Source organism: Rhodococcus sp. T9N (genome assembly GCF_024436645.1).
In the GTDB taxonomy this organism is placed as follows: Bacteria; Actinomycetota; Actinomycetes; order Mycobacteriales; family Mycobacteriaceae; genus Rhodococcus_F; species Rhodococcus_F qingshengii.
Genome location: NZ_JAMSKS010000004.1, coordinates 282,776 through 303,146, shown reverse-complemented (window position 1 = coordinate 303,146; position 20,371 = coordinate 282,776). Strand labels below are relative to the sequence as shown.

General features: G+C 61.9%; 21 protein-coding genes. 16 read left to right on the top strand and 5 right to left on the bottom strand.

What is annotated here, in order from left to right; translation table 11 throughout:
• Positions 1 to 100: 100 nt before the first annotated feature.
• Both M1L53_RS10120 and M1L53_RS10115 read left to right on the top strand, forming a co-directional pair.
• Complete coding sequence (locus M1L53_RS10120) at positions 101 to 460, top strand: Lsr2 family protein (protein ID WP_003942721.1); 360 nt, start codon at positions 101 to 103, stop codon at positions 458 to 460.
• A 293-nt stretch (positions 461 to 753) separates the two neighbouring features.
• Positions 754 to 1,524, top strand: coding sequence for a siderophore-interacting protein (locus M1L53_RS10115; RefSeq protein WP_030535667.1), 771 nt, complete (start codon positions 754 to 756; stop codon positions 1,522 to 1,524).
• Here M1L53_RS10115 and M1L53_RS10110 read toward each other — a convergent pair.
• Positions 1,521 to 2,693, bottom strand: a complete 1,173-nt coding sequence (locus M1L53_RS10110; protein WP_030535666.1) for a multidrug effflux MFS transporter — start codon at positions 2,691 to 2,693, stop codon at positions 1,521 to 1,523. The two genes, M1L53_RS10115 and M1L53_RS10110, sit on opposite strands and share 4 nt — an antisense overlap.
• 84 nt (positions 2,694 to 2,777) lie before the next feature.
• Here M1L53_RS10110 and M1L53_RS10105 point away from each other — a divergent pair, with 84 nt between their 5' ends.
• A complete protein-coding gene (locus M1L53_RS10105; RefSeq protein WP_054187787.1) occupies positions 2,778 to 3,704 on the top strand; it encodes a tyrosine recombinase XerC in 927 nt (308 codons plus the stop codon).
• A gap of 123 nt (positions 3,705 to 3,827) precedes the next feature.
• A complete protein-coding gene (locus M1L53_RS10100) occupies positions 3,828 to 4,937 on the top strand; it encodes a MinD/ParA family protein (RefSeq protein ID WP_054187755.1) in 1,110 nt (369 codons plus the stop codon).
• Between the two features lie 25 nt (positions 4,938 to 4,962).
• Here the strand turns inward: M1L53_RS10100 and M1L53_RS10095 are convergent, their stop codons facing one another.
• Entirely contained in the window at positions 4,963 to 5,463 is a 501-nt protein-coding gene (locus M1L53_RS10095) for a M23 family metallopeptidase (RefSeq protein WP_042450806.1), read from the bottom strand.
• A gap of 307 nt (positions 5,464 to 5,770) precedes the next feature.
• Here M1L53_RS10095 and rpsB point away from each other — a divergent pair, with 307 nt between their 5' ends.
• The 6 genes from rpsB to M1L53_RS10065 all read left to right on the top strand — a co-directional run bounded on the left by rpsB (position 5,771) and on the right by M1L53_RS10065 (position 10,800).
• A complete protein-coding gene (gene rpsB / locus M1L53_RS10090) occupies positions 5,771 to 6,628 on the top strand; it encodes a 30S ribosomal protein S2 (protein ID WP_003942709.1) in 858 nt (285 codons plus the stop codon).
• 134 nt (positions 6,629 to 6,762) lie between these two features.
• Positions 6,763 to 7,590, top strand: a complete 828-nt coding sequence (gene tsf / locus M1L53_RS10085) for a translation elongation factor Ts (RefSeq protein ID WP_007734877.1) — start codon at positions 6,763 to 6,765, stop codon at positions 7,588 to 7,590.
• 200 nt (positions 7,591 to 7,790) lie between these two features.
• Positions 7,791 to 8,519 carry a UMP kinase gene (gene pyrH / locus M1L53_RS10080; RefSeq protein WP_003942722.1) on the top strand — a complete coding sequence of 243 codons (729 nt, stop codon included), beginning with the start codon at positions 7,791 to 7,793 and terminating at the stop codon, positions 8,517 to 8,519.
• Positions 8,520 to 8,562: 43 nt separating this feature from the next.
• On the top strand, positions 8,563 to 9,120 hold the full coding sequence (frr, locus tag M1L53_RS10075) for a ribosome recycling factor (protein WP_003942777.1): 558 nt from the start codon (positions 8,563 to 8,565) through the stop codon (positions 9,118 to 9,120).
• 48 nt (positions 9,121 to 9,168) lie between these two features.
• Complete coding sequence (locus tag M1L53_RS10070; RefSeq protein WP_030535662.1) at positions 9,169 to 10,065, top strand: phosphatidate cytidylyltransferase; 897 nt, start codon at positions 9,169 to 9,171, stop codon at positions 10,063 to 10,065.
• A gap of 6 nt (positions 10,066 to 10,071) precedes the next feature.
• The gene (locus M1L53_RS10065) at positions 10,072 to 10,800 is read left to right on the top strand and encodes a class I SAM-dependent methyltransferase (protein ID WP_030535661.1); all 729 of its coding nucleotides are present in this window, start codon (positions 10,072 to 10,074) and stop codon (positions 10,798 to 10,800) included.
• 79 nt (positions 10,801 to 10,879) lie between these two features.
• On the opposite strand, the gene M1L53_RS10060 is transcribed toward M1L53_RS10065, so the two are convergent.
• On the bottom strand, positions 10,880 to 11,722 hold the full coding sequence (locus M1L53_RS10060; RefSeq protein ID WP_030535660.1) for a CoA ester lyase: 843 nt from the start codon (positions 11,720 to 11,722) through the stop codon (positions 10,880 to 10,882).
• 95 nt (positions 11,723 to 11,817) lie between these two features.
• Positions 11,818 to 12,228 (bottom strand): lipopolysaccharide assembly LapA domain-containing protein, encoded by a 411-nt coding sequence (locus tag M1L53_RS10055; RefSeq protein ID WP_073512295.1) that lies wholly within the window; start codon positions 12,226 to 12,228, stop codon positions 11,818 to 11,820.
• A gap of 102 nt (positions 12,229 to 12,330) precedes the next feature.
• On the opposite strand from M1L53_RS10055, the gene rlmN reads away from it, so the two are divergent.
• On the top strand, positions 12,331 to 13,440 hold the full coding sequence (gene rlmN, locus M1L53_RS10050; protein ID WP_003942816.1) for a 23S rRNA (adenine(2503)-C(2))-methyltransferase RlmN: 1,110 nt from the start codon (positions 12,331 to 12,333) through the stop codon (positions 13,438 to 13,440).
• A gap of 78 nt (positions 13,441 to 13,518) precedes the next feature.
• Here rlmN and M1L53_RS10045 read toward each other — a convergent pair whose 3' ends face one another.
• Positions 13,519 to 13,788, bottom strand: coding sequence for a DUF2631 domain-containing protein (locus M1L53_RS10045; RefSeq protein WP_003942762.1), 270 nt, complete (start codon positions 13,786 to 13,788; stop codon positions 13,519 to 13,521).
• A gap of 120 nt (positions 13,789 to 13,908) precedes the next feature.
• Between M1L53_RS10045 and dxr the strand changes: the two genes are divergently transcribed.
• From dxr to M1L53_RS10020, 5 genes are all read left to right on the top strand, one after another.
• Positions 13,909 to 15,066, top strand: a complete 1,158-nt coding sequence (gene dxr, locus M1L53_RS10040; protein ID WP_054187754.1) for a 1-deoxy-D-xylulose-5-phosphate reductoisomerase — start codon at positions 13,909 to 13,911, stop codon at positions 15,064 to 15,066.
• A 7-nt stretch (positions 15,067 to 15,073) separates the two neighbouring features.
• On the top strand, positions 15,074 to 16,294 hold the full coding sequence (locus M1L53_RS10035) for an RIP metalloprotease (RefSeq protein ID WP_003942672.1): 1,221 nt from the start codon (positions 15,074 to 15,076) through the stop codon (positions 16,292 to 16,294).
• An 87-nt stretch (positions 16,295 to 16,381) separates the two neighbouring features.
• Positions 16,382 to 17,539, top strand: a complete 1,158-nt coding sequence (gene ispG, locus M1L53_RS10030) for a flavodoxin-dependent (E)-4-hydroxy-3-methylbut-2-enyl-diphosphate synthase (RefSeq protein ID WP_007734888.1) — start codon at positions 16,382 to 16,384, stop codon at positions 17,537 to 17,539.
• 111 nt (positions 17,540 to 17,650) lie between these two features.
• Positions 17,651 to 18,487 carry a GNAT family N-acetyltransferase gene (locus M1L53_RS10025; protein ID WP_003942692.1) on the top strand — a complete coding sequence of 279 codons (837 nt, stop codon included), beginning with the start codon at positions 17,651 to 17,653 and terminating at the stop codon, positions 18,485 to 18,487.
• 69 nt (positions 18,488 to 18,556) lie between these two features.
• Complete coding sequence (locus M1L53_RS10020) at positions 18,557 to 20,371, top strand: penicillin-binding transpeptidase domain-containing protein (RefSeq protein ID WP_054187753.1); 1,815 nt, start codon at positions 18,557 to 18,559, stop codon at positions 20,369 to 20,371.

Sequence of the window (20,371 nt, the reverse complement as noted above, 5' to 3'; positions counted from 1 at the left end):
TGTTCGGAAACGGTGAAGGCTTTCGAACTTCTTTTGTTCATCAACGCTCTATCTGTGTATTGTGAAGGAGAATTGAATCGATCATTGAAAGAGGAGTGCAATGGCTGAGAAGCTGATTCGGCAACTCATCGACGACCTTGATGGTAAGCCGATTGACGATGGATTCGGTGATCGAATTGAGTTCTCTTACCAGGGAACGGATTACGTGATCGATCTGCGCGCCACCAATGCAGAGAAGTTCGACGCTGCGGTGAAGCCGTTCGTCGAGGCTGCTGCGAAGGTGAGCGGGAAGCGCGGCAAGAAGGCTCAGGCTGCATCTCCGCAGGCCACATCAGGTTCCGGACGCTCCAAGGAGACGCTCCAGGCCATCCGTGACTGGGCAGGTAAGAACGGTTACGAAGTTGCTCCGCGTGGGCGTATCAAAGCGGAAATCATCGACGCTTTCGACGCTGCACACTAGATTGAATTAAATACACCTCTGGCTCTCGGCGAACTCGCCGGGAGCCAGAGGTGTATTTTACTGTTGCTTTGCCGAGTTCTCGGACAGCTTTGTCCGACAGGTCGTCCGTGTGAAGCAGATCAAATAATTCGTCTAAACAGCACCGAATTTACCCAGCAGATTGGTCGGTTTCTTTCGCTCTGTACAAAGGTCGACAGAGCGCTGTGTGGAGTCGCCGGCGAGGTATTTCGCCCTCGTGCTGCAATTGTCGTGTACATTAGTTAGGTAACACTAACTTTCGGAAGGATCTTTCTGTGGCCAAGCCGACAACTGCATTGACGGTTCTGCGGACCGAACAATTGACCCCCCATATGGTACGAGTGTTTCTCGGGGGACCAGGCTTCGAGTCGTTCACTCCCAGCGAATACAGCGATTCCTATGTAAAGATCGAATTCGGCACTCCTGATCAGCCGACACTGCGCACCTACACGATTCGTTCGTACGATCTTGATGCCAAAGAGATTGCAATCGATTTTGTCGTCCACGGCGACATGGGTGTCGCAGGTCCGTGGGCCGCGTCAGTTCAGCCGGGCGCTGAGATTACTCTGCGGGGACCTGGTGGCGCGTTTTTGCCGTCACCAACCGCTGATTGGTATCTCTTCGTCGGAGACGAGACCGCAATACCCGCTATTTCCGCGTCGATAGCGCGATTGGCGCCGAATGCGGTCGGCTACGCCGTTGTCGAAGTCGGGGGACCGGAAGACGAAATCGCGCTCGATGCCCCAGAAGGTATTGCCGTGACCTGGCTACATCGCGGGGCATCGTCCGATGCGGTCGGCGAAGAATTAGCGGGCGACAACGCTCCGGTTGTCGCCGCGGTCAAGGCACTCGAATGGTTGCCGGGCGAACCGCACGTGTTCATTCACGGTGAAGCACAAGCCGTCATGCACAACCTCCGACCGTACATTCGCAAGGAACGAAATGTCCCGGCGTCGGCTGCTTCCATTTCCGGCTATTGGCGTCGTGGTCGCACCGAAGAGGGCTTCCGGGTCTGGAAGTCCGAACTCGCTGCGGCCGAAAACTAACTCGCGGCGGCCGTGCCGCGAGTCAGCAACACGAGCGCAACGGCCGCGAGAACTCCGAAGGTGGGAATTGCGATTGCCATCGGAACTGCCGTGTCTTCTCCCGCAATTCCCACCAACGGCGAAACCAGCGCCGCCAAGCCGAACTGGCCCGCTCCCATCAGCGCTGAACCGGTCCCGGCCGCGTTGGTGACCTCTCCTTGGGCGAGAGCGGTCGCATTGCCCATGATGAACCCGATGCTCGAAATTGCCACGAACAGTGGGACCAAGATCAACCAGGTATTCGTGGAACTGAAAACCACGCTGGTGCAGAACAATACGGCGCCGCCCATGAGGAGTAGGCACACCCCGAAACGCAGCAGCGTGCGTGCTCCGACGCGACCGAGCAGGCGAGTGGTGATCATCGCTGCCGTGACCATTCCGGTGGCGTTCACTGCGAACACGATCGAGAATTGTGACGGACTCAGCCCGAGAACGTTCTGAACGACGAACGGTGACGCGGAGATGTACGCGAACAAGGCGCCGAATCCGAAGACGAATGCGAGCGCATATCCGAGGTAGTGCCGATTGCGGACCACGTATCGCAGATTCGAGATCAGGGCCTGCAATCCGCCGCCGTGGCGTCGCTCGGGCGGAAGTGTCTCGGGAACGAGCAAAACGACACCAGCCACCATTACAGCGCCCGCGACCGCCAGGACCCAGAAGATCCCGCGCCACCCGACGGGGCCGAGAAGTGCGCCGCCGATCAGTGGCGCGACGACGGGAGCGATACCGCCGATGATCATCATGATGCTGAAGAGCTTCGCTGCGTCGTCGCCGCGCGCTCGGTCGGCAATACAAGCGCGGGCAAGAACGATGGCAGCGCCTCCACTCAAGCCCTGGACGAGTCGTGCACCGATGAGAAACTCGATGTTCGGCGCCACCGCGCATGCCGCGCCGCTCAGTGCCGTGATGATTGTCGCGGCCAGCAGTATTCGTCGCCTGCCAAGTCCGTCGGAGATCGGACCGACGATCAGCTGGCCGATTCCGAGGCCTGCCATGAAGGTGGTCAGCGTGAGCTGAACGCTGGCCGCAGTAGTGTCGAGTGCATCCGCCATCAACGGTAGGCCGGGCAGGTACATGTCGATGGACAGTGGAGCGATTGCGGAAATCAGTGCCAGTACGCACAACATCTTCAGAGGAATTGCTCGATTCACCGATCAACCCTATCGGCGAGGGAGCTTGCAGTTTCAATCGCGGCGAGCGAGCGTGTGTTCATGACTGACGCATTGCCGGCGAGCTTGAGCGTTCACCTCGATGCGTATGCCGAGCACCTCCGACTGAGCCGAGGCCGGTCGGAACACACGATCCGCGCCTACGTCGGTGACGCGCGGGCATTGCTGACCCATTTCTCCGCGGGTTCGGAGAATGCAGATCTCGACCGCCTCGACCTAAGTGTCATGCGTTCGTGGTTGGCCGCCCAGAATGCCGTAGGAACAGCCCGTACGACGGTAGCTCGACGGGCTTCTTCGGCGCGTGGGTTCACTGCGTGGCTCGCGCAGACCGGACGCATTTCCGTCGACCCGGGCACACGTCTGGCGGCTCCACCAGCTCGCCGGACGCTGCCGACGGTACTGCGCCAGAGCCAGGCCCTCGACGCAATGGATGCGGCGGAAAGCGGTGCGCAGCAACAAGACCCGCTCGCCCTGCGAGACCGACTCATCGTGGAATTGTTGTACTCCACCGGAATTCGCGTCGGCGAGTTGTGTGGACTGGACGTCGAGTCGGTCGATGCCGATCGACGATTGCTTCGTGTTCTCGGCAAGGGGAACAAGGAGCGGTCGGTGCCATACGGCCTGCCCGCAGAATCGGCACTGAACGGCTGGCTGGAGCACGGACGACCCGCGCTGTGTTCGGATCGGTCCGGGCGAGCGTTGCTCCTCGGAGTTCGAGGCGGCCGACTCGATCAGCGTCAGGCGCGTTCGGTGGTCCACGAAACCATGGCTGCAATTCCAGGGGCTCCCGACATGGGTCCGCACGGGCTTCGGCACTCGGCTGCGACACATTTGCTGGAGGGTGGTGCGGACCTTCGTGTGGTCCAAGAACTCCTCGGTCATGCGAGTTTGGCGACCACTCAGCTGTACACGCACGTGTCGGTCGAACGGCTTCGATCCGTCCACGATCAGGCCCATCCGCGCGCCTGATTTGTGGAGCGACGCGAGTTCTCGGCCGGTATTTGGTAGCGTCGCAGCTCAGAAGAGTGAACAATCGGCAAAGTTCGATCGTCGTGTCGAGACACTCGATTACATGCGATATCCGGGGGATTCGTGAACCGCCAAGATGTGAAGCACCTGCCGAACAGCGGCCAACCAGCCTGGCTGTCCGAATCGCCGCAACCGGCTCCCGGGTCGACGCCGACGCCGGAGCCTGTGGCGCGACTGCAAGAGGTCTGGTCCGCGCCACCGCCACCGTCGAGCCAACAGCAGGTGACAAACCAGGATCTGGTTGCCGAAGCTTTACTGAAACGCCCGAAACGGACGCCGCGTGGCGGCTGGCGTAGGGGATTGCATCGTGCGACCGGAGGTGTGGTCAATCTGGGGGATTCGACCAACGAACAGCGCAACCGTGCACTGGCCGCCCGAATCGAGCAGCCGATCCGCAACGACTACCGAGTCGCTCTGCTCTCGCTCAAAGGGGGAGTGGGCAAGACGACGGTCACGGTCGGACTCGGTGCGACGTTTGCTTCGCTGCGTGGTGACTGCGTCGTGGCGGTTGACGCCAATCCCGATTTCGGGACTTTGGCACAACGTGTTCCGCTGCAGACCAATTCGACAGTGCGCGATCTGATTGCTGCTAGACCGGACATAAAGAGCTATTCGGACGTTCGAGTGCACACATCCCAGTCGTCGAGTCGTCTCGAGGTGCTGGCGAGTGAGCAGGATCCGGCGATTTCGGAGGCATTCAGCGAGGCCGACTATCGCCAGGTCATCGACATCTTGCAGGTCTACTACAACATCATCCTCACTGATTGCGGTACCGGGATCATGCACTCGGCGATGAACGGCGTTCTGGATCTTGCCAATTCGTTGGTTCTGGTCAGTTCGCCGGCAATCGACGGAGCGCGCAGTGCAGCGGCAACGCTCGATTGGCTTCAGTTGCACGGATACGGCCATCTGGTCGAGCGGACCGTCGTCGTCATCAGCGCCGCCAGACCAGGGTCGAGCGTCATCGACATGGACGCGTTGGTGGACTATTTCATGCGTCGATGCCGCGCCGTCGAGGTCATTCCTTTCGACGAGCATCTCGCGGAGGGGTCGGTGATGGACCTCGAATTGATGCGACCGGCCACCAGACGAGCGTTCATGGAACTGGCAGCGATGGTGGCCGACGACTTCGCGGACGCTGTGGGTCGGCACGCCGTTTCCGAATGGCGCTGATTCTGCGACCGATTTCTGCGACCGATCAGCCTCCTTTCAATGGCTTGAGCCTGAGCGGTTGCGACCGAACCAGTCCGAGTGGATCGAGATACTCGCGTCCTCTGCGCAAGCCCCAGTGCAAACATGCTTCGACAGCGCACCCTTCGTGCCCGGTTTCGAGGGTTCCGATCACTGACCTGGCTGCGACGCGTTCACCTGTGCGAACGACTGCGGTGACGGGTTCGTAGGTCGTGCGTAGGCCGCCGGAATGATCGATCGACACCGTCGGCTTTCCGGCGACCACTCCCGCGAACACCACGATGCCGTCGCCGGCCGCGAGGACGGATTGGCCGGCGCTGCCGCCGAGATCGACCCCGCGATGACCCGGCAGCCAGTTCTCGGCCGGTTTGTCGAAAGCGCGTTCCACGTGCGGCCGAGGAGCGAGCGGCCAGTCGAATCGCGTGTCTGCTGACGCCGTGCCTACGGCGACACCGCAGGAGATCACGGCAAATACCACGCCTCGTCGAGCTCCGCGCAAGATCGTCATTCCTTGATCTTGCGTGGAGTAGCGCACGCTTCAATGCAGATCAGACGGGTAATCCACAAGGTAGCCGCCGATCCACAACCGCCGGTTCGGTCTGTTGCTACCGGGGTGGTTATGGCATCGGGGGACGAGGACGTACACTTGTCGAGCGGTCTGTGCTCGCACAGTCCGACTTCGCGCGCCCGCGCACGTTTTCCGGCCTCGGCTGGTCCTGGTTCTCACGAAACAGGTCCGACGGCCGTGCGGGTGCCAGGGCAGGGATCACCCGATCGCCTGCATCAACCGGATTGAAAGTTTGAGGTACACAGCCATGGCTGTCGTAACCATGAAGCAGATGCTCGATAGTGGAACCCACTTCGGACATCAGACCCGTCGCTGGAACCCGAAGATGAAGCGATTCATCTTGACCGACCGCAACGGCATCTACATCATCGACCTCCAGCAGACGCTGACGTACATCGACAAGGCGTACGAGTTCGTCAAGGAGACCGTTGCCCACGGCGGCACCGTTCTCTTCGTCGGTACCAAGAAGCAGGCGCAGGAGTCCATCGCTTCCGAAGCGACTCGCGTCGGAATGCCCTACGTCAACCAGCGTTGGCTCGGCGGCATGCTCACCAACTTCACCACCGTTCACAAGCGTCTGCTTCGCCTCAAGGAGCTCGAGGCAATGGAGCAGACCGGTGGATTCGAAGGTCGCACCAAGAAGGAAATCCTCATGCTCACGCGTGAGATGACCAAGCTGGATCGCACCCTCGGTGGTATCCGCGACATGGCCAAGGTTCCTTCCGCGGTGTGGATCGTCGACACCAACAAGGAGCACCTGGCAGTTGCCGAGGCTCGCAAGCTGAACATCCCGGTCATCGCGATCCTGGACACCAACTGCGACCCCGACCTCGTCGACTACCCGATCCCGGGCAACGACGACGCCATCCGTTCCGCAGCACTGCTGACCAAGGTTGTCGCTTCCGCGGTTGCCGAAGGTGTGCAGGCACGTGCAGGACTGAGCGCCGACAAGGACGCGAAGCCCGAAGCCGGCGCAGGCGAGCCCCTCGCCGAGTGGGAGCAGGAACTGCTCTCGCAGGCAGCTCCGGCCGCAGAGGCTGAGGCAGCTCCGGCTGCAGAGGCTGAGGCAGCCCCCGCCGCAGAGGCACCGGCCACCGAGGCCTGATTCGTTGAAACCGGCCCTGACCAAGAGTTCTTTTGGTCAGGGCCGTTTCACCGTTAGGCCCGAGCACCACCGTCAGGCCGTGCTTCACCGTTAGTCCTAGGTCCGAAACAGACACATGAGGAGGCTCGCTAATCATGGCGAACTACACCGCCGCTGACGTCAAGCGGCTCCGTGAGCTCACCGGCTCCGGAATGATGGCATGTAAGAACGCACTCGCAGATGCAGACGGCGATTTCGACAAGGCCGTCGAGCAGCTGCGCATCAAGGGCGCGAAGGATGTCGGAAAGCGCGCAGAGCGCACCACCGCTGAGGGTCTCGTCGTCGCCAAGGACGGCGTCATGATCGAGATCAACTGCGAGACCGACTTCGTCGCCAAGAACGACGAGTTCATCAAGCTGGCCGACGAGATCGTGACCGTCGCTGCTGCTGGTAAGCCTGCTGACCTCGACGCTCTCAAGGCGCTCGAGCTCGACGGCAAGACCATCGACACCGTCATTGCGGAGCAGTCCGCGAAGATCGGTGAGAAGCTCGAACTGAGCCGCGTCGCTTCCTTCGACGGCCCCGTTGCCGTTTACCTGCACAAGCGCAGCTCCGACTTGCCGCCCGCTGTCGGCGTTCTCGTCGAGTACACCGGTGAAGGCGATGCTGCTGCTGAGGCCGCTCGCGGCGCTGCAATGCAGGTCGCAGCACTCAAGGCGAAGTACGTCACGCGTGACGAGGTTCCCGAGGAGATCGTCGCTTCCGAGCGTCACATCGCCGAAGAGACCGCCCGCGCAGAAGGCAAGCCCGAGCAGGCACTGCCGAAGATCATCGAAGGCCGCGTCAACGGTTACTTCAAGGACGTCGTTCTGACCGAGCAGTCTTCGGTCACGGACTCCAAGAAGACCGTCAAGGCGATCCTCGACGAGGCAGGCGTGACCATCAAGCGCTTCGTGCGTTTCGAGGTCGGCGCCTCCGCTTAATTCGGAGCCCGCACACATGGACCCCGCCTGAAGAGCATTTGCTCTACCGGCGGGGTCTACGTGTACCTGGGGCCTCCGATGAGGCAGGATGAGAGTGCCTCGGGACGAGTCCCGGGGGCTTTCCTATGCCGCGGTGTCCGATTCGGCGGCAGAAGAAGAATGAAGGACCTACAAGGTCTTGTATCGAACTGAGGAGAACAATGTCCGAACCAGCCAACGAACGTCCAGGATTCAAGCGGGTCCTGCTCAAACTCGGCGGCGAAATGTTCGGAGGCGGCAAAGTCGGTCTCGATCCCGACGTGGTCACCAAGGTGGCTGAGCAGATCGCAGAGGTCGTTCGATCGGGCGTACAGGTTGCAGTGGTCATCGGCGGCGGAAACTTCTTCCGCGGGGCGGAACTGCAGCAGCGTGGCCTCGATCGCGCGCGCTCCGACTACATGGGCATGCTAGGCACCGTCATGAACTGCCTCGCTCTGCAGGATTTCCTGGAGAAGGCGGGCGTCGATTCTCGCGTGCAGACGGCCATCACCATGGGCCAGGTCGCCGAGCCGTACCTCCCCCTTCGCGCACGCAGGCACCTCGAGAAGGGGCGCGTAGTCATCTTCGGTGCCGGGATGGGTATGCCCTACTTCTCGACTGACACCACTGCTGCGCAGCGCGCGCTGGAGATCGGTGCCGAGGTAGTGCTGATGGCCAAGGCTGTCGACGGCGTCTACTCGGCCGACCCGCGTCTCGATCCGGACGCGACGATGTACGAACAGATCACGCACCGTGAGGTCATCGAACGTGAGCTCAAGGTCGCGGACGCGACGGCATTCAGCCTGTGCATGGACAACTCGATGCCGATGATGGTGTTCAACCTCCTCACCGAAGGAAACATCGCTCGCGCGGTGTCCGGTGAGAAGATCGGCACCCTGATCAAGTCGTGAGTGACACCCAAAAAATGATGCAGAACAACATGGAGGAACAGCCGTGATCGATGAAGCGCTCTTCGAGGCAGAAGAGAAGATGGAAAAGGCTGTCACGGTAGCCAAGGACGATCTCGGCTCGGTTCGCACCGGACGCGCGAACCCCGGTATGTTCTCGCGCATCGTGATCGACTACTACGGTTCGATCACGCCGATCACGCAGCTCGCGAGCATCAACGTCCCCGAGGCCCGCATGGTCATCGTCAAGCCGTACGAGGCTTCGCAGCTCAACGCGATCGAGACGGCGATCCGCAACTCGGATCTCGGGGTGAACCCGTCCAACGACGGCAGCATCATCCGCATTTCGGTTCCGCAGCTCACGGAAGAGCGTCGACGTGAACTGGTGAAGCAGGCCAAGTCCAAGGGCGAGGATTCCAAGGTCACGCTGCGCAACATCCGCCGCAAGGCGATGGACGAACTCGGCCGGATCCAGAAGGACGGTGAAGCCGGCGAGGACGAGGTCGGTCGCGCAGAGAAAGAACTCGACAAGACCACGGCGAAGTACGTGCACACGGTCGAGGAACTCGTCAAGCACAAGGAAGCAGAGTTGATGGAGGTATAGCCTCCTCATTTGCAGTGTTTGTCGTCGGGAGTAGATCAGGGAGTTTGGGTGCACGCACAAGAGGGAACCGCCGGTGGTCCCGTCACGGACGGGCCTACGGGCGGCGCTGAGGGCGCGCAACCGCCGAAGTCGAAGGCGGGCAGGAACCTACCTGCCGCCATCGGCGTCGGAGCTGGCCTCGGCGCCTTGGTCATCGGCACTTTGATCTTCCTGCCCCCCGGATGGATCGCCGTCGTTGCGATCGCGATGTTCATCGCGACGTGGGAGGTCACCACGCGGCTTCGTGAAGCCGACATCGAGGTGCCGCGAATTCCGCTTCTCGTCGGCGGGCAAGCCACGATCTGGCTCGGCTGGCCGTGGGGACCGGTCGGGGTGCTCAGCGGATTCACCGCGACCGTCCTGGTATGCATGGTGTGGCGGTTGTTCGACCACGGCCTCAAGGCGACCCCGAAGAACTTCCTGAGAGACACCTCCATCACGGTGTTCGTTCTGGCGTGGATCCCGCTGTTGGCGTCATTCGGTGCGTTGATGGTGCTCGAAGACGACGGCGCCGGTCGCGTCTTCGTCCTGATGATCGGTGTCGTGTGCTCCGACATCGGCGGCTACGCGGCTGGAGTGCTGTTCGGGAAGCATCCGATGGTGCCCGCTGTGAGCCCGAAGAAGTCCTGGGAGGGATTCGTCGGCTCCCTCATTTTCTGCGTCATCGGCAGTTTGCTTTCGGTGACGTTGATACTCGACGCGAATTCGATGATCGGCGTCCTGCTCGGTGTCGTCCTGGTGGTAGTCGCGACGGTCGGCGACCTGATCGAATCGCAGATCAAGCGTGAACTCGGCATCAAGGACATGGGAACCTTGCTTCCCGGCCACGGCGGAATCATGGACCGCCTGGATTCACTCCTGCCGTCGGCATTTGTCACCTGGCTGATTCTGTACGCACTCGTCTGATTTCTCGTGCGTGATTTCTTCTCCGGCCGATCCAAGCCCATTCCCAGTCCGAACATCTGGCATTGGCCGGACGTGTACGAAATCGAGAACCGCGCGCAGGACGTCGACGGTTCCCTCTGGGCGGCGATGCGAGCCCGGGTCGACTGGACTGGACGCGATGTCGTCGATGTCGGCTGTGGGGCGGGGTTCCATCTACCGGAGTTCGCTCGTACCGCCCGTCGTGTTGTCGGAGTGGAGCCGCACGCACCGCTGGTGAAGGCCGCGCGGGAACGAACCCGCGATTCGGCGTCGATCGACGTAGTCCAGGGTTCAGCAGAGTCCACGGGTCTGGTGGATGCTTCAGTCGATCTCGTCCATGCCCGTACGGCGTACTTCTTCGGAAAAGGCTGCGGCCCCGGAATTCGTGAAGCAATGCGCATCCTGAGGCCCGGGGGAGCCCTGCTGATCGTGGATCTCGATGTGAGCGCCGGCCCGTACGGGGAGTGGATGAGGGCGGATCTGCCCAAATACGATCCCGCGGCGGTCGAAGCGTTCTTCGAGGCTCAAGGATTCTCGCTCACGCGCGTCGACACCCGGTGGGAGTTCGAGAATCGAGACGATATGCGGCGGGTGCTCGGAATCGAATTCACCGAGAAGACTGCCGAGCGTGCGTTCTCGCAAGTAACAGGGCTTGCCTTCTCGGTGCGATACCGGATCCATGTTCGATCCAAACCACGATCGCTCGAACTTGCGTGAGGGCGGGCCCAAAAGACGAACGTCAGGCGCTCCGACTTGAGCGCCTGACGTTTTCTGCACCGATTCAGTAGTAAAAAAATCAGTGATCGGTGGGGATGTGGAACAGGGTGGCCAGCTTGTGAATCTTCTTGGCCTTGGCAAGCTTGGGCAGGTCGCTGCCGTCGCGCACGCGTGAGCCGTCTTCGCCGAGATCGTCGATGACATTCTGAGCCCAGATCGCGTCGGCCACGGAGGGACTCAGTCCCGCGTTGACGGGGGCAGTCTGCGCGGTGGTCATGCAGAGTTTGCCGGCCATGCCGAGTGACAAGGTGATCGCACAGTCTCGGGCGAGCAGATCCAGATCGGGGCCGAGCGTGGGACCGTCGATCGGCGGAGCGATGCGTGCCGCGCGGCTGGCGATGGTGAGCCGCGAACGCGGGTACGACATCGACGTGGGGGAGTCGTCCATCCCAGTGTCGCGCCGGAAGTCGCCGCTGCCGAATGCGAGACGGAAGATGCCGTCAGTGCGTGCGATCTCGGGCGCAGCCTCGAGTCCCACCGCGGATTCGACGAGAGCAAGAATCTTGGTGCCGTCGGGAAGTCGCTCGGCCGTGGCGTCGGCCTGCTGACCGCTTTCGGTCTTTGCGAGCATGACACCCTCGAGTCCGGGGAGGCCCGCGAGTACGGCCAGATCCTCTTCCCAGAACGGTGTCGTGGCGTCGTTGATCCGAACCCAGGCGTGATTGTGTTCGCTCAGGAATGCGGCGACATCGCGGCGGGCAGCTGGTTTGTTGGGTGCGGTGACGGCATCCTCGAGGTCGAGAATGACGGCGTCGGCCGCACTCGCGAGTGCGGCGTCGAAGGTGTCCGGTTTGGACGCGGGGACGAGGAGCCAGGATCTTGCCTGCTGCGGGGCAATTCGCGAGGTCACAGGTCTCTCCATGTGAGTAGTCACATCAGGGCCTTTCCGGTGATTTCCACGACATCAATGATGCCTGCTGGCCCATCGATCGACCCAATTGCGTAACTAGATTTCAGTCACATCTGTCGCTTCGCTGCGCGCCGGATCTGAATGATGCGAACGCCACCTGCCAACGCCATGATCAACGCGCCCGCGATGGCGGAAAGCAGGATCGTGATTCCGAGCGGAAAGTCGATCTGCCAGGCGAGGATCTTGACGGAGACGCTCTCGAGGTTCTGCAGGATGAACACCAGCAGTAAGATCAGCACAATTGCGCCTATGACCAGGCCAACCCAGGTCGTCGCAGCCCTGGTTCGGTCGGTGACCGACGTTCCGGTCGGCACCGGTTCAGGCGTCGGTGTCGGTTCCGGATCGTGTTTTTCCACTGCCTTGTTCTCGTCCACCTTCGGAAGTTCCGGATCGGGGCCGAAACCGTCGGCTGGGCCGTACACGGGGGAATTCGACGGATCCTCTGGTGTGGTTGACATGACATGATCATCACTCAACCTGCGCGAAGTTGCACGGGTAATCCGGCCACAATCGGGTGGCAGTGGGGTAGCACCCCAAAACAATGGGACAATGGTGTAACTATGGCTGCCTCTCTTCCCCTCGTTTTCACTGCACCCAAGCGCGGAATGCCTCCACGGCACCTCGCCGATCTCGATTCCGCCGAGCGCAAAGAAGCGGTGAAAGAGCTCGGCCTTCCGGCTTTCCGGGCCGATCAGCTGGCGCGTCAGTACTACGCGCGGCTGGAAGCCGATCCGGAGAAGATGACCGATCTCCCCGCATCGGTGCGCGAGAAGGTTGGGGAGTCGCTGTTCCCGACCTTGTTGACCCCGATCAAGCACCTCGCGTGCGATTCGGGCGACACTCGCAAGACCCTGTGGAAGGCACATGACGGAACGCTGCTCGAAAGCGTCTTGATGCGCTATCCCGACCGGGCAACACTTTGCATCTCGAGTCAGGCAGGCTGCGGAATGGCCTGCCCGTTCTGTGCGACGGGTCAGGGCGGCCTCGACCGCAACCTCTCGACCGCCGAGATCGTCGATCAGGTTCGCGAGGCAGCGGCTGCCATGCGCGACGGTGAAGTTGCCGGCGGCCCCGGACGCCTCTCGAACGTCGTGTTCATGGGTATGGGCGAGCCTTTGGCGAACTACAAGCGCGTGGTGGCAGCGGTACGACGGATCACCTCGCCTGCACCCGACGGCCTCGGCCTGTCTCAGCGGTCCGTCACGGTCTCGACCGTCGGCCTAGCTCCCGCTATCCGCAAGCTCGCTGACGAAGGCCTGAGCGTCACGCTGGCGGTATCGCTGCACACACCGGACGACGAACTGCGCGACACTCTTGTCCCGGTCAACAATCGCTGGTCAGTGTCGGAGGTACTTCAGGCTGCCCGGTACTACGCAGACAAGACCGGTCGCCGTGTGTCCATCGAGTACGCGATGATCAAGAACGTCAACGATCAGCCGTGGCGCGCGGACATGCTGGGCAAGAAGCTGAAGAAAGCACTCGGCGGGTTGGTGCACGTCAACCTGATTCCGCTCAACCCCACTCCGGGCAGCGAGTGGGACGCGAGCCCCAAGGACGTCGAGCGTGAGTTCGTGCGTCGGGTCATCGCCCAGGGCGTCTCGTGCACGGTGCGCGATACGCGCGGTCAGGAAATCGCCGCAGCCTGTGGCCAGCTGGCAGCCGAGAACTGAAGCGTTCCAGGCCTGAAACACGTAAAGAGAAGGCCTCCACGAACTTTCGTTGGTGGAGGCCTTCTCTTTGTCAGGTTTCTAGCGCGGGCGGCGACGGATGACGATGTCGCGGACCAGAATGAAGATCATCAATCCGGCGGTGCCGATGAGCCACAGATCCTCGACCTTGCCGTGATGGTTTCCGATCATCATCAGAAGCAGGAATATTGCGAAGAACCATCCGAGGAAACGGAAAAACTTGAGTCCTTCACCACTCCACCCCCATGCGGCAGAGGGAACCTCGGCCTCATCGACGTGCGAGACCACGACGGGGGCGCTGGACTTGACGTCCAACTGGGTATCGGCCACGGTCGATCCTCCTGCTCATTCGGTTGCACTACTGCCCAATATGGTGACATACGACTGCCTGTCGTACGTAGTTGGGCGTCGATAAGGTTGTTCTCAGGTGTTATCAGGAACAATGGGCGTGTGCAGGAAACCACACGTACCCGCGTCCTCCTCCTCGGCAGTACCGGTTCGATCGGTACCCAAGCGCTGGAGGTCATCGCTGCCAACCCCGACCGTTTCGAAGTAGTCGGTCTTGCAGCGGGCGGCAACAACGTCGAGTTGTTGGCCGAACAGATTCGTGCAACCGGCGTCACGGACGTCGCCGTCGCCGATCCTGCAGCGGCATCGGCGCTGGAATCGGTAACCGCCCGTTCGGGACCGAGCGCCGTGACAGAACTGGTTCGGGACAGCGGTGCCGATGTTGTCCTCAATGCGCTCGTCGGTTCTTTGGGACTCGAACCGACACTGGCGGCTTTGAACTCGGGAGCGCGCCTGGCGCTGGCGAACAAGGAATCGCTTGTCGCCGGCGGAGCGCTGGTGACGAAAGCCGCCGCCCCGGGTCAGATCGTGCCGGTCGACTCGGAGCATTCGGCGCTTGCCCAGTGCCTACGTGGTGGAACAGGCGACGAGGTGGCCCGGTTGGTTCTCACCGCTTCGGGTGGGCCGTTCCGTGGCTGGAGCGCCGAGGATCTCGAAAGTGTGAATCCGGCTCAGGCAAAAGCGCACCCCACCTGGTCGATGGGCCCCATGAACACCCTCAACTCGGCAACTCTGGTCAACAAGGGCCTCGAGTTGATCGAGACGAACCTGCTGTTCGGGATCGACTACGACCGCATCGACGTCACCGTGCATCCGCAGTCGATCGTGCATTCCATGGTGACCTTCTTCGACGGATCGACGCTGGCACAGGCGAGTCCACCGGACATGAAGCTCCCGATTGCTCTCGCTCTCGGCTGGCCGGACCGCATCGAAGGTGCGGCGTCGGCATGCGACTTCACCACCGCCTCCACCTGGGAATTCGAGCCGCTCGATTCGTCGGTGTTCCCCGCCGTCGATCTGGCGCGAAGCGCAGGCAAATCCGGAGGTTGCTTCACCGCGATCTACAACGCGGCCAACGAAGTGGCGGCTCAGGCATTCCTCGACGGTGTCATTTCCTTCCCGGCGATCGTCCGCACGGTGGCTGCTGTTCTCGACGATGCAGGTCAATGGTCCGCGGAACCGGTTACCGTGGACGACGTTCTGGCCGCAGACGGCTGGGCACGCACACGAGCGCGTCAGCTCGTGAAGCAGGAGGGCTAGAGCTTTCATGGTTTTTGCACTGGGCGTAGTGCTGTTTGCCCTCGGCATCGGCGTGTCCATCGCCCTGCACGAAGCCGGTCACATGTGGACGGCCAAGGCTTTGGGAATGAAGGTTCGCCGCTACTACATCGGCTTCGGACCGAAAATCTTCTCGTTCCGTCGAGGTGAGACCGAGTACGGCCTCAAGGCGCTGCCGCTGGGCGGATTCTGCGACATCGCGGGCATGACGGCCCTCGACGAGATGACGCCTGAAGAAGAGCCGCACGCGATGTACAAGAAGGCGGCGTGGAAGCGCGTCGTCGTCATGTCCGGCGGTATCGCGATGAACTTCATTCTCGGGTTTGCGCTGCTGTACGGGCTGGCTCTCGGCTGGGGCCTGCCGGATCGCAGCGGGGATACGTTGGCGAAGGTGGGCAGTCTGTCGTGCGTCGCACCGACGCAGTCCGAAGACGGAACTCTGGCGACCTGCTCCGGTGACGGTCCGGCGCAACGGGCTGGGTTGGAGCCGTCGGATGTGATCACAGCCGTTGATGGGCAACCGGTGTCGACATCGGCCGATGTGGTGGCCAAACTGCAGCCGGTCACCGGTACTGCAGTGCTCAGCGTCGAACGCGACGGGCAGGATCTAACGATTCCAGTCGTCGTAGAACAAGCGCAGCGGTGGGTGACGGATCCGGCAACAGGTGATTTGCGTTCGGCGACTGTGGGCGCGGTCGGAATGAGCCTGGGTACCGTGTCGCCACCCCTGCTCCAGTTCAACGCTTTCAGCGCAGTTCCGGGCACCCTGAGTTTCACCGGCTTCACTCTGGTCGAATCGGTCAAGGCCATGGCTGATCTGCCGGCAAAGGTCGGTGCGTTGTGGGAATCGGTGACAGGCGGCGAACGCGCCCAGGACACACCTATCAGCGTGGTCGGTGCAAGCGTTATCGGCGGTGAAGCGGCGGACCGTGCACAGTGGGCGACGTTCGTCGGACTGCTCGCATCGATCAACTTCTTCCTCGGTGTTTTCAACATCCTGCCGCTGTTGCCGCTCGACGGCGGTCACATCGCGGTGGTCTTCTACGAGAAGATCCGTGATTGGTTCCGCGCCCGCCGAGGCTTGATTCCCGGCGGCCCGGTCGACTACACCAGACTCCTTCCGATTACTTACGTATTCATCGTGATCGGTGGCGCGTTCATGTTGCTGACACTCACGGCTGACATCGTCAATCCGATCAAGATCTTCTGACCGTGTGAGAAGGGTGACGGTTGCCGCGCGGTAGTGCGGCGATCGCCCGGCTAAACTTGCAGTGAAGCTATGAAAGAAGGCACAGACGTGACCATCCCTATCGGACTGGGAATGCCCTCGGCACCCGCAGCGATTCTTGCTCCTCGACGCAAGACACGGCAGCTGCAGGTCGGCACGGTAGGTGTGGGCAGCGATTTCCCCATCTCGGTGCAGTCCATGTGCACCACGAAGACGCACGACGTCAATGCAACGCTGCAGCAGATCGCGGAACTGACCGCGTCCGGTTGCGACATCGTTCGTGTCGCCTGCCCGCGTCAGGAAGACGCGGACGCGTTGTCGATCATTGCGAAGAAGAGCCAGATCCCGGTTATCGCCGACATCCACTTCCAGCCGCGCTACATCTTCGCGGCAATCGATGCGGGATGCGCTGCGGTGCGCGTCAATCCGGGCAACATCAAGGAATTCGACGGCCGTGTCAAAGAGGTGGCCAAGGCTGCCGGTGACGCAGGCATTCCGATCCGTATCGGTGTCAACGCGGGATCGCTCGATCCTCGGTTGATGGAGAAGTACGGCAAGGCGACGCCCGAAGCGTTGGTCGAGTCCGCGCTGTGGGAGGCCGGGTTGTTCGAAGAGCACGGCTTCGGTGACATCAAGATCTCCGTCAAGCACAACGATCCGGTGATCATGGTCGAGGCTTACCGCCAACTCGCCGCCAAATGCGATTACCCGTTGCACCTCGGCGTCACGGAGGCAGGGCCGGCGTTTCAGGGCACGATCAAGTCCGCGGTCGCCTTCGGTGCGCTGCTCGCGGAGGGGATCGGCGACACGATCCGGGTTTCGCTCTCGGCCCCGCCGGCCGAGGAAATCAAGGTCGGTAACCAGATTCTGCAGTCTCTGAACCTGCGTCCCCGCAAGCTCGAGATCGTCTCATGCCCCTCGTGTGGCCGCGCACAGGTCGATGTCTACACACTTGCCGACGAGGTCTCCGCCGGCCTCGAAGGCATGGAGATCCCGCTGCGCGTGGCAGTCATGGGTTGCGTCGTGAACGGACCGGGCGAAGCGCGTGAGGCCGACCTCGGTGTGGCGTCCGGCAACGGCAAGGGCCAGATCTTCGTCAAGGGCAAGGTCATCAAGACGGTGCCCGAGGCGCAGATCGTCGAGACGTTGATCGAAGAGGCGATGAAAATTGCCGAAAGCATGGAGGGTGACGCCTCGGAGGGTGCGCCGGTCGTCACCGTGAGTTGAGTGATTGCCGGATGAATCTTCCCCGTCGGTGTCAGGTTCGTGGCAATCTGAGTGCATCATGATCGGGTAGTGATATTCGTGGACGCGCAGTCGAGTCGAGGGGGTTGACGGATGCTCAAACTCCTCGGAGCCAAGCAGGTCGGAAGTCGAGATCTCGAAGACGTCCGACGGGTACTCGACGCCGATCCGGTGGCGGCCTGCATGATTGCCGCGCGCGTCGAAGAATGCGGCGTCGACCCACGAATGATTCACGGCGAGCTGTGGAGTCGAGGCGGGCCGTTGTCCTCACTGTGCTTTGCCGGGGCGAACCTGGTTCCGCTTCGAGGCGATCCGGATGACATTCGGGCATTCGCCGACCGTGCCTGTCGGATTCCGCGCATGTGCTCGTCGGTGGTCGGCCGCGCCGAACTGGCGTTGCCGCTGTGGGAGATGCTCGAGCTCGACTGGGGAACTGCGCGGGAGGTGCGCCCCGAACAGCCGTTGCTCGCGGTTTCCGAGCCGCTGGCGTGCCCGTCGGATCCACTGGTCCGGCAGGTTCGCTCGGACGAACTCGAGATCTATCTGCCTGCCGCGATCGCGATGTTCATCGAAGAGGTCGGAGTCGACCCGCGTGCCAACGACGGTGGGCGCGGATACCGGCACCGTGTCGCTAGCCTGATCGCCGCTGGTCGAGCGTGGGCGCACATCGAGGACGGCCAGGTCGTTTTCAAGGCGGAGGTCGGTTCGATGTCTGCTCGCTGTGGCCAGATCCAGGGTGTGTGGGTCAACCCGGAATTTCGTGGGCAGGGCTTCGGCGTGACCGGTACAGCGGCTGTAGCGGAGTCGATCATGGCGACCGGTCGCATTGCGAGCCTGTACGTCAACAGCTTCAATACGATTGCGCGGTCGACCTATTCGCGGGTGGGGTTCCGACAGGTCGCGACCTTCTCGACGGTGCTGCTCGACTGACCGTACAAGCTGCGTGCAATGGTCGCGCCTACGCTGGGTGGAGCATTTGTCGCCCTACTATGGGGCTCGATGAACACTCGGCATTTCTCTCGTAGTCGCTCGGCCCAACTGTTGGCCTCCTGCACCGTGATTCTCTTGGCGGTGGGGATCAGTTCGTGTACTCCGAAACCCGCCGGCCCCGAGCCCGTCGCGCAGCAGTTCCTGAGTGCGTTCGGTGACAGGGATATCGACGAGGCAGCAAAACTGACGGACCGGCCTGACTCCGCGGGTCCTGTATTGAGTGACACCTGGGATGCGCTCCAGGCCGAGTCGATGACTGCCGAGACCACGTCGGTGAAGATGAACGGTGACACTGCGACGGTCGGCTACACCTACGAGTGGCACCTTCCGAAAGACCGCGTGTGGACGTACGACGGCGAGCTGCAGATGGGACGCAAGGACGGTGACTGGTCCGTCCGGTGGAGTTCGACGGACGTTCATCCGCGCCTCGGTGACAAGCAGACGATCTCGTTGCGGGCAACCGCGGCGCCGCGAGCGCGGGTCAACGAGCATTCGGGCACGGATGTCCTGGTGCCGGGAATTGTCTACCGAGTGAAGTTCGATCGCTCCAAGAGCAACGACATCATCGGTTCCGCGAACAGTCTCGCAAGTGTTCTCGGTCGGTTCGATTCTTCGCTGACGGGTCAATCGATCGCCGAATCCTCGACGGCCGTCAAGGGCGACTATCTGGTGACCCGCCTGCGCAGTGACGACTACGACCAGGTATCGGCGCAACTGGGAGCCATCTCGGGAGTATCTGTCTCGGACGAATCGGATCTCGTCTCGACGGACCCGGAGTTCGCGCCCGACCTTCTCGGGCAGATCAAGAAGACGATCATCGACGAGGTCGACGGCAAAGCCGGCTGGAGTGTCGTCACGGTCAACCAGAACGGCGTCGACACCGATGTGCTGACCGAGACTGCGCCGCAACCTGTTCCGTCGTTCAGTATCAGTTTGGATCGCAACATTCAGATCGCTGCTCAGCGTGCCGTGAACGTGAACAAGGATCAGGCGATGATGGTGGTCATCGAACCGTCGAGTGGGGCGATCCTGGCTGTCGCACAGAACAAGGCAGCAGACCGCGACGGACCGGTCGCGACGATGGGTCAGTACCCGCCCGGTTCGACGTTCAAGATCATCACGGCAGGCGCCGCAATTTCGACCGGTCAGGCGACCCCCGACACGATGGTGCCATGTCCTGGCCGGATCGAGATCGGTGAGCGCAGCGTCCCCAACTACAACGAGTTCTCACTCGGCACGGTGCCGATGGCAACGGCCTTCGCGCGTTCGTGCAACACGTCCTTCGCCAAGCTGGCCAGCGAGATGCAACCAGACACGTTGACCACTGCCGCAGCGCAGTTCGGCATCGGCCAGGACTACAACGTGGTGGGATTGCCCATCGATTCCGGTTCGGTGCCGCCGGCGTCGGACCTGGTGCAGCGGACCGAAGACGGGTTCGGTCAGGGAAAGGTCGTGGTCAGTCCGTTCGGAATGGCGATGGCAGCGGCGACGGTCGCGAACGGTTCGACTCCGGTGCCGCAACTGATTTCAGGGCGCGAAACCACCATCGACGGTGAGCGCCCGGCGATCTCGCCCGCCATGGTCGACGGCCTGCGCGGCATGATGCGACTCGTGGTCACCAGCGGTACTGCAGAACGCGTCGAAGATCAGGGTGAGGTGTACGGCAAGACCGGTGAAGCCGAGGTCGAAGGGGGATCGCACGCGTGGTTCGTCGGCTATCGCGGGAACCTAGCATTCGCGACTCTGGTTGTGCGGGGCGGAAGTTCGGACAACGCCGTCGCAGTCACCCGCGACATGCTCACCGCCCTGCCTGAAGGCTACTGA

Coding starts and splice junctions, on each gene's coding strand:
- M1L53_RS10120 (WP_003942721.1), top strand. CDS start 101: ATGGCTGAGAAGCTGATTCGGCAACTCATCGACGACCTTGATGGTAAG.
- M1L53_RS10110 (WP_030535666.1), bottom strand. CDS start 2,693: ATGTTGTGCGTACTGGCACTGATTTCCGCAATCGCTCCACTGTCCATC.
- M1L53_RS10105 (WP_054187787.1), top strand. CDS start 2,778: ATGACTGACGCATTGCCGGCGAGCTTGAGCGTTCACCTCGATGCGTAT.
- M1L53_RS10095 (WP_042450806.1), bottom strand. CDS start 5,463: ATGACGATCTTGCGCGGAGCTCGACGAGGCGTGGTATTTGCCGTGATC.
- rpsB (WP_003942709.1), top strand. CDS start 5,771: ATGGCTGTCGTAACCATGAAGCAGATGCTCGATAGTGGAACCCACTTC.
- tsf (WP_007734877.1), top strand. CDS start 6,763: ATGGCGAACTACACCGCCGCTGACGTCAAGCGGCTCCGTGAGCTCACC.
- pyrH (WP_003942722.1), top strand. CDS start 7,791: ATGTCCGAACCAGCCAACGAACGTCCAGGATTCAAGCGGGTCCTGCTC.
- M1L53_RS10060 (WP_030535660.1), bottom strand. CDS start 11,722: ATGGAGAGACCTGTGACCTCGCGAATTGCCCCGCAGCAGGCAAGATCC.
- M1L53_RS10055 (WP_073512295.1), bottom strand. CDS start 12,228: ATGTCAACCACACCAGAGGATCCGTCGAATTCCCCCGTGTACGGCCCA.
- rlmN (WP_003942816.1), top strand. CDS start 12,331: ATGGCTGCCTCTCTTCCCCTCGTTTTCACTGCACCCAAGCGCGGAATG.
- M1L53_RS10035 (WP_003942672.1), top strand. CDS start 15,074: ATGGTTTTTGCACTGGGCGTAGTGCTGTTTGCCCTCGGCATCGGCGTG.
- M1L53_RS10025 (WP_003942692.1), top strand. CDS start 17,651: ATGCTCAAACTCCTCGGAGCCAAGCAGGTCGGAAGTCGAGATCTCGAA.
- M1L53_RS10020 (WP_054187753.1), top strand. CDS start 18,557: ATGAACACTCGGCATTTCTCTCGTAGTCGCTCGGCCCAACTGTTGGCC.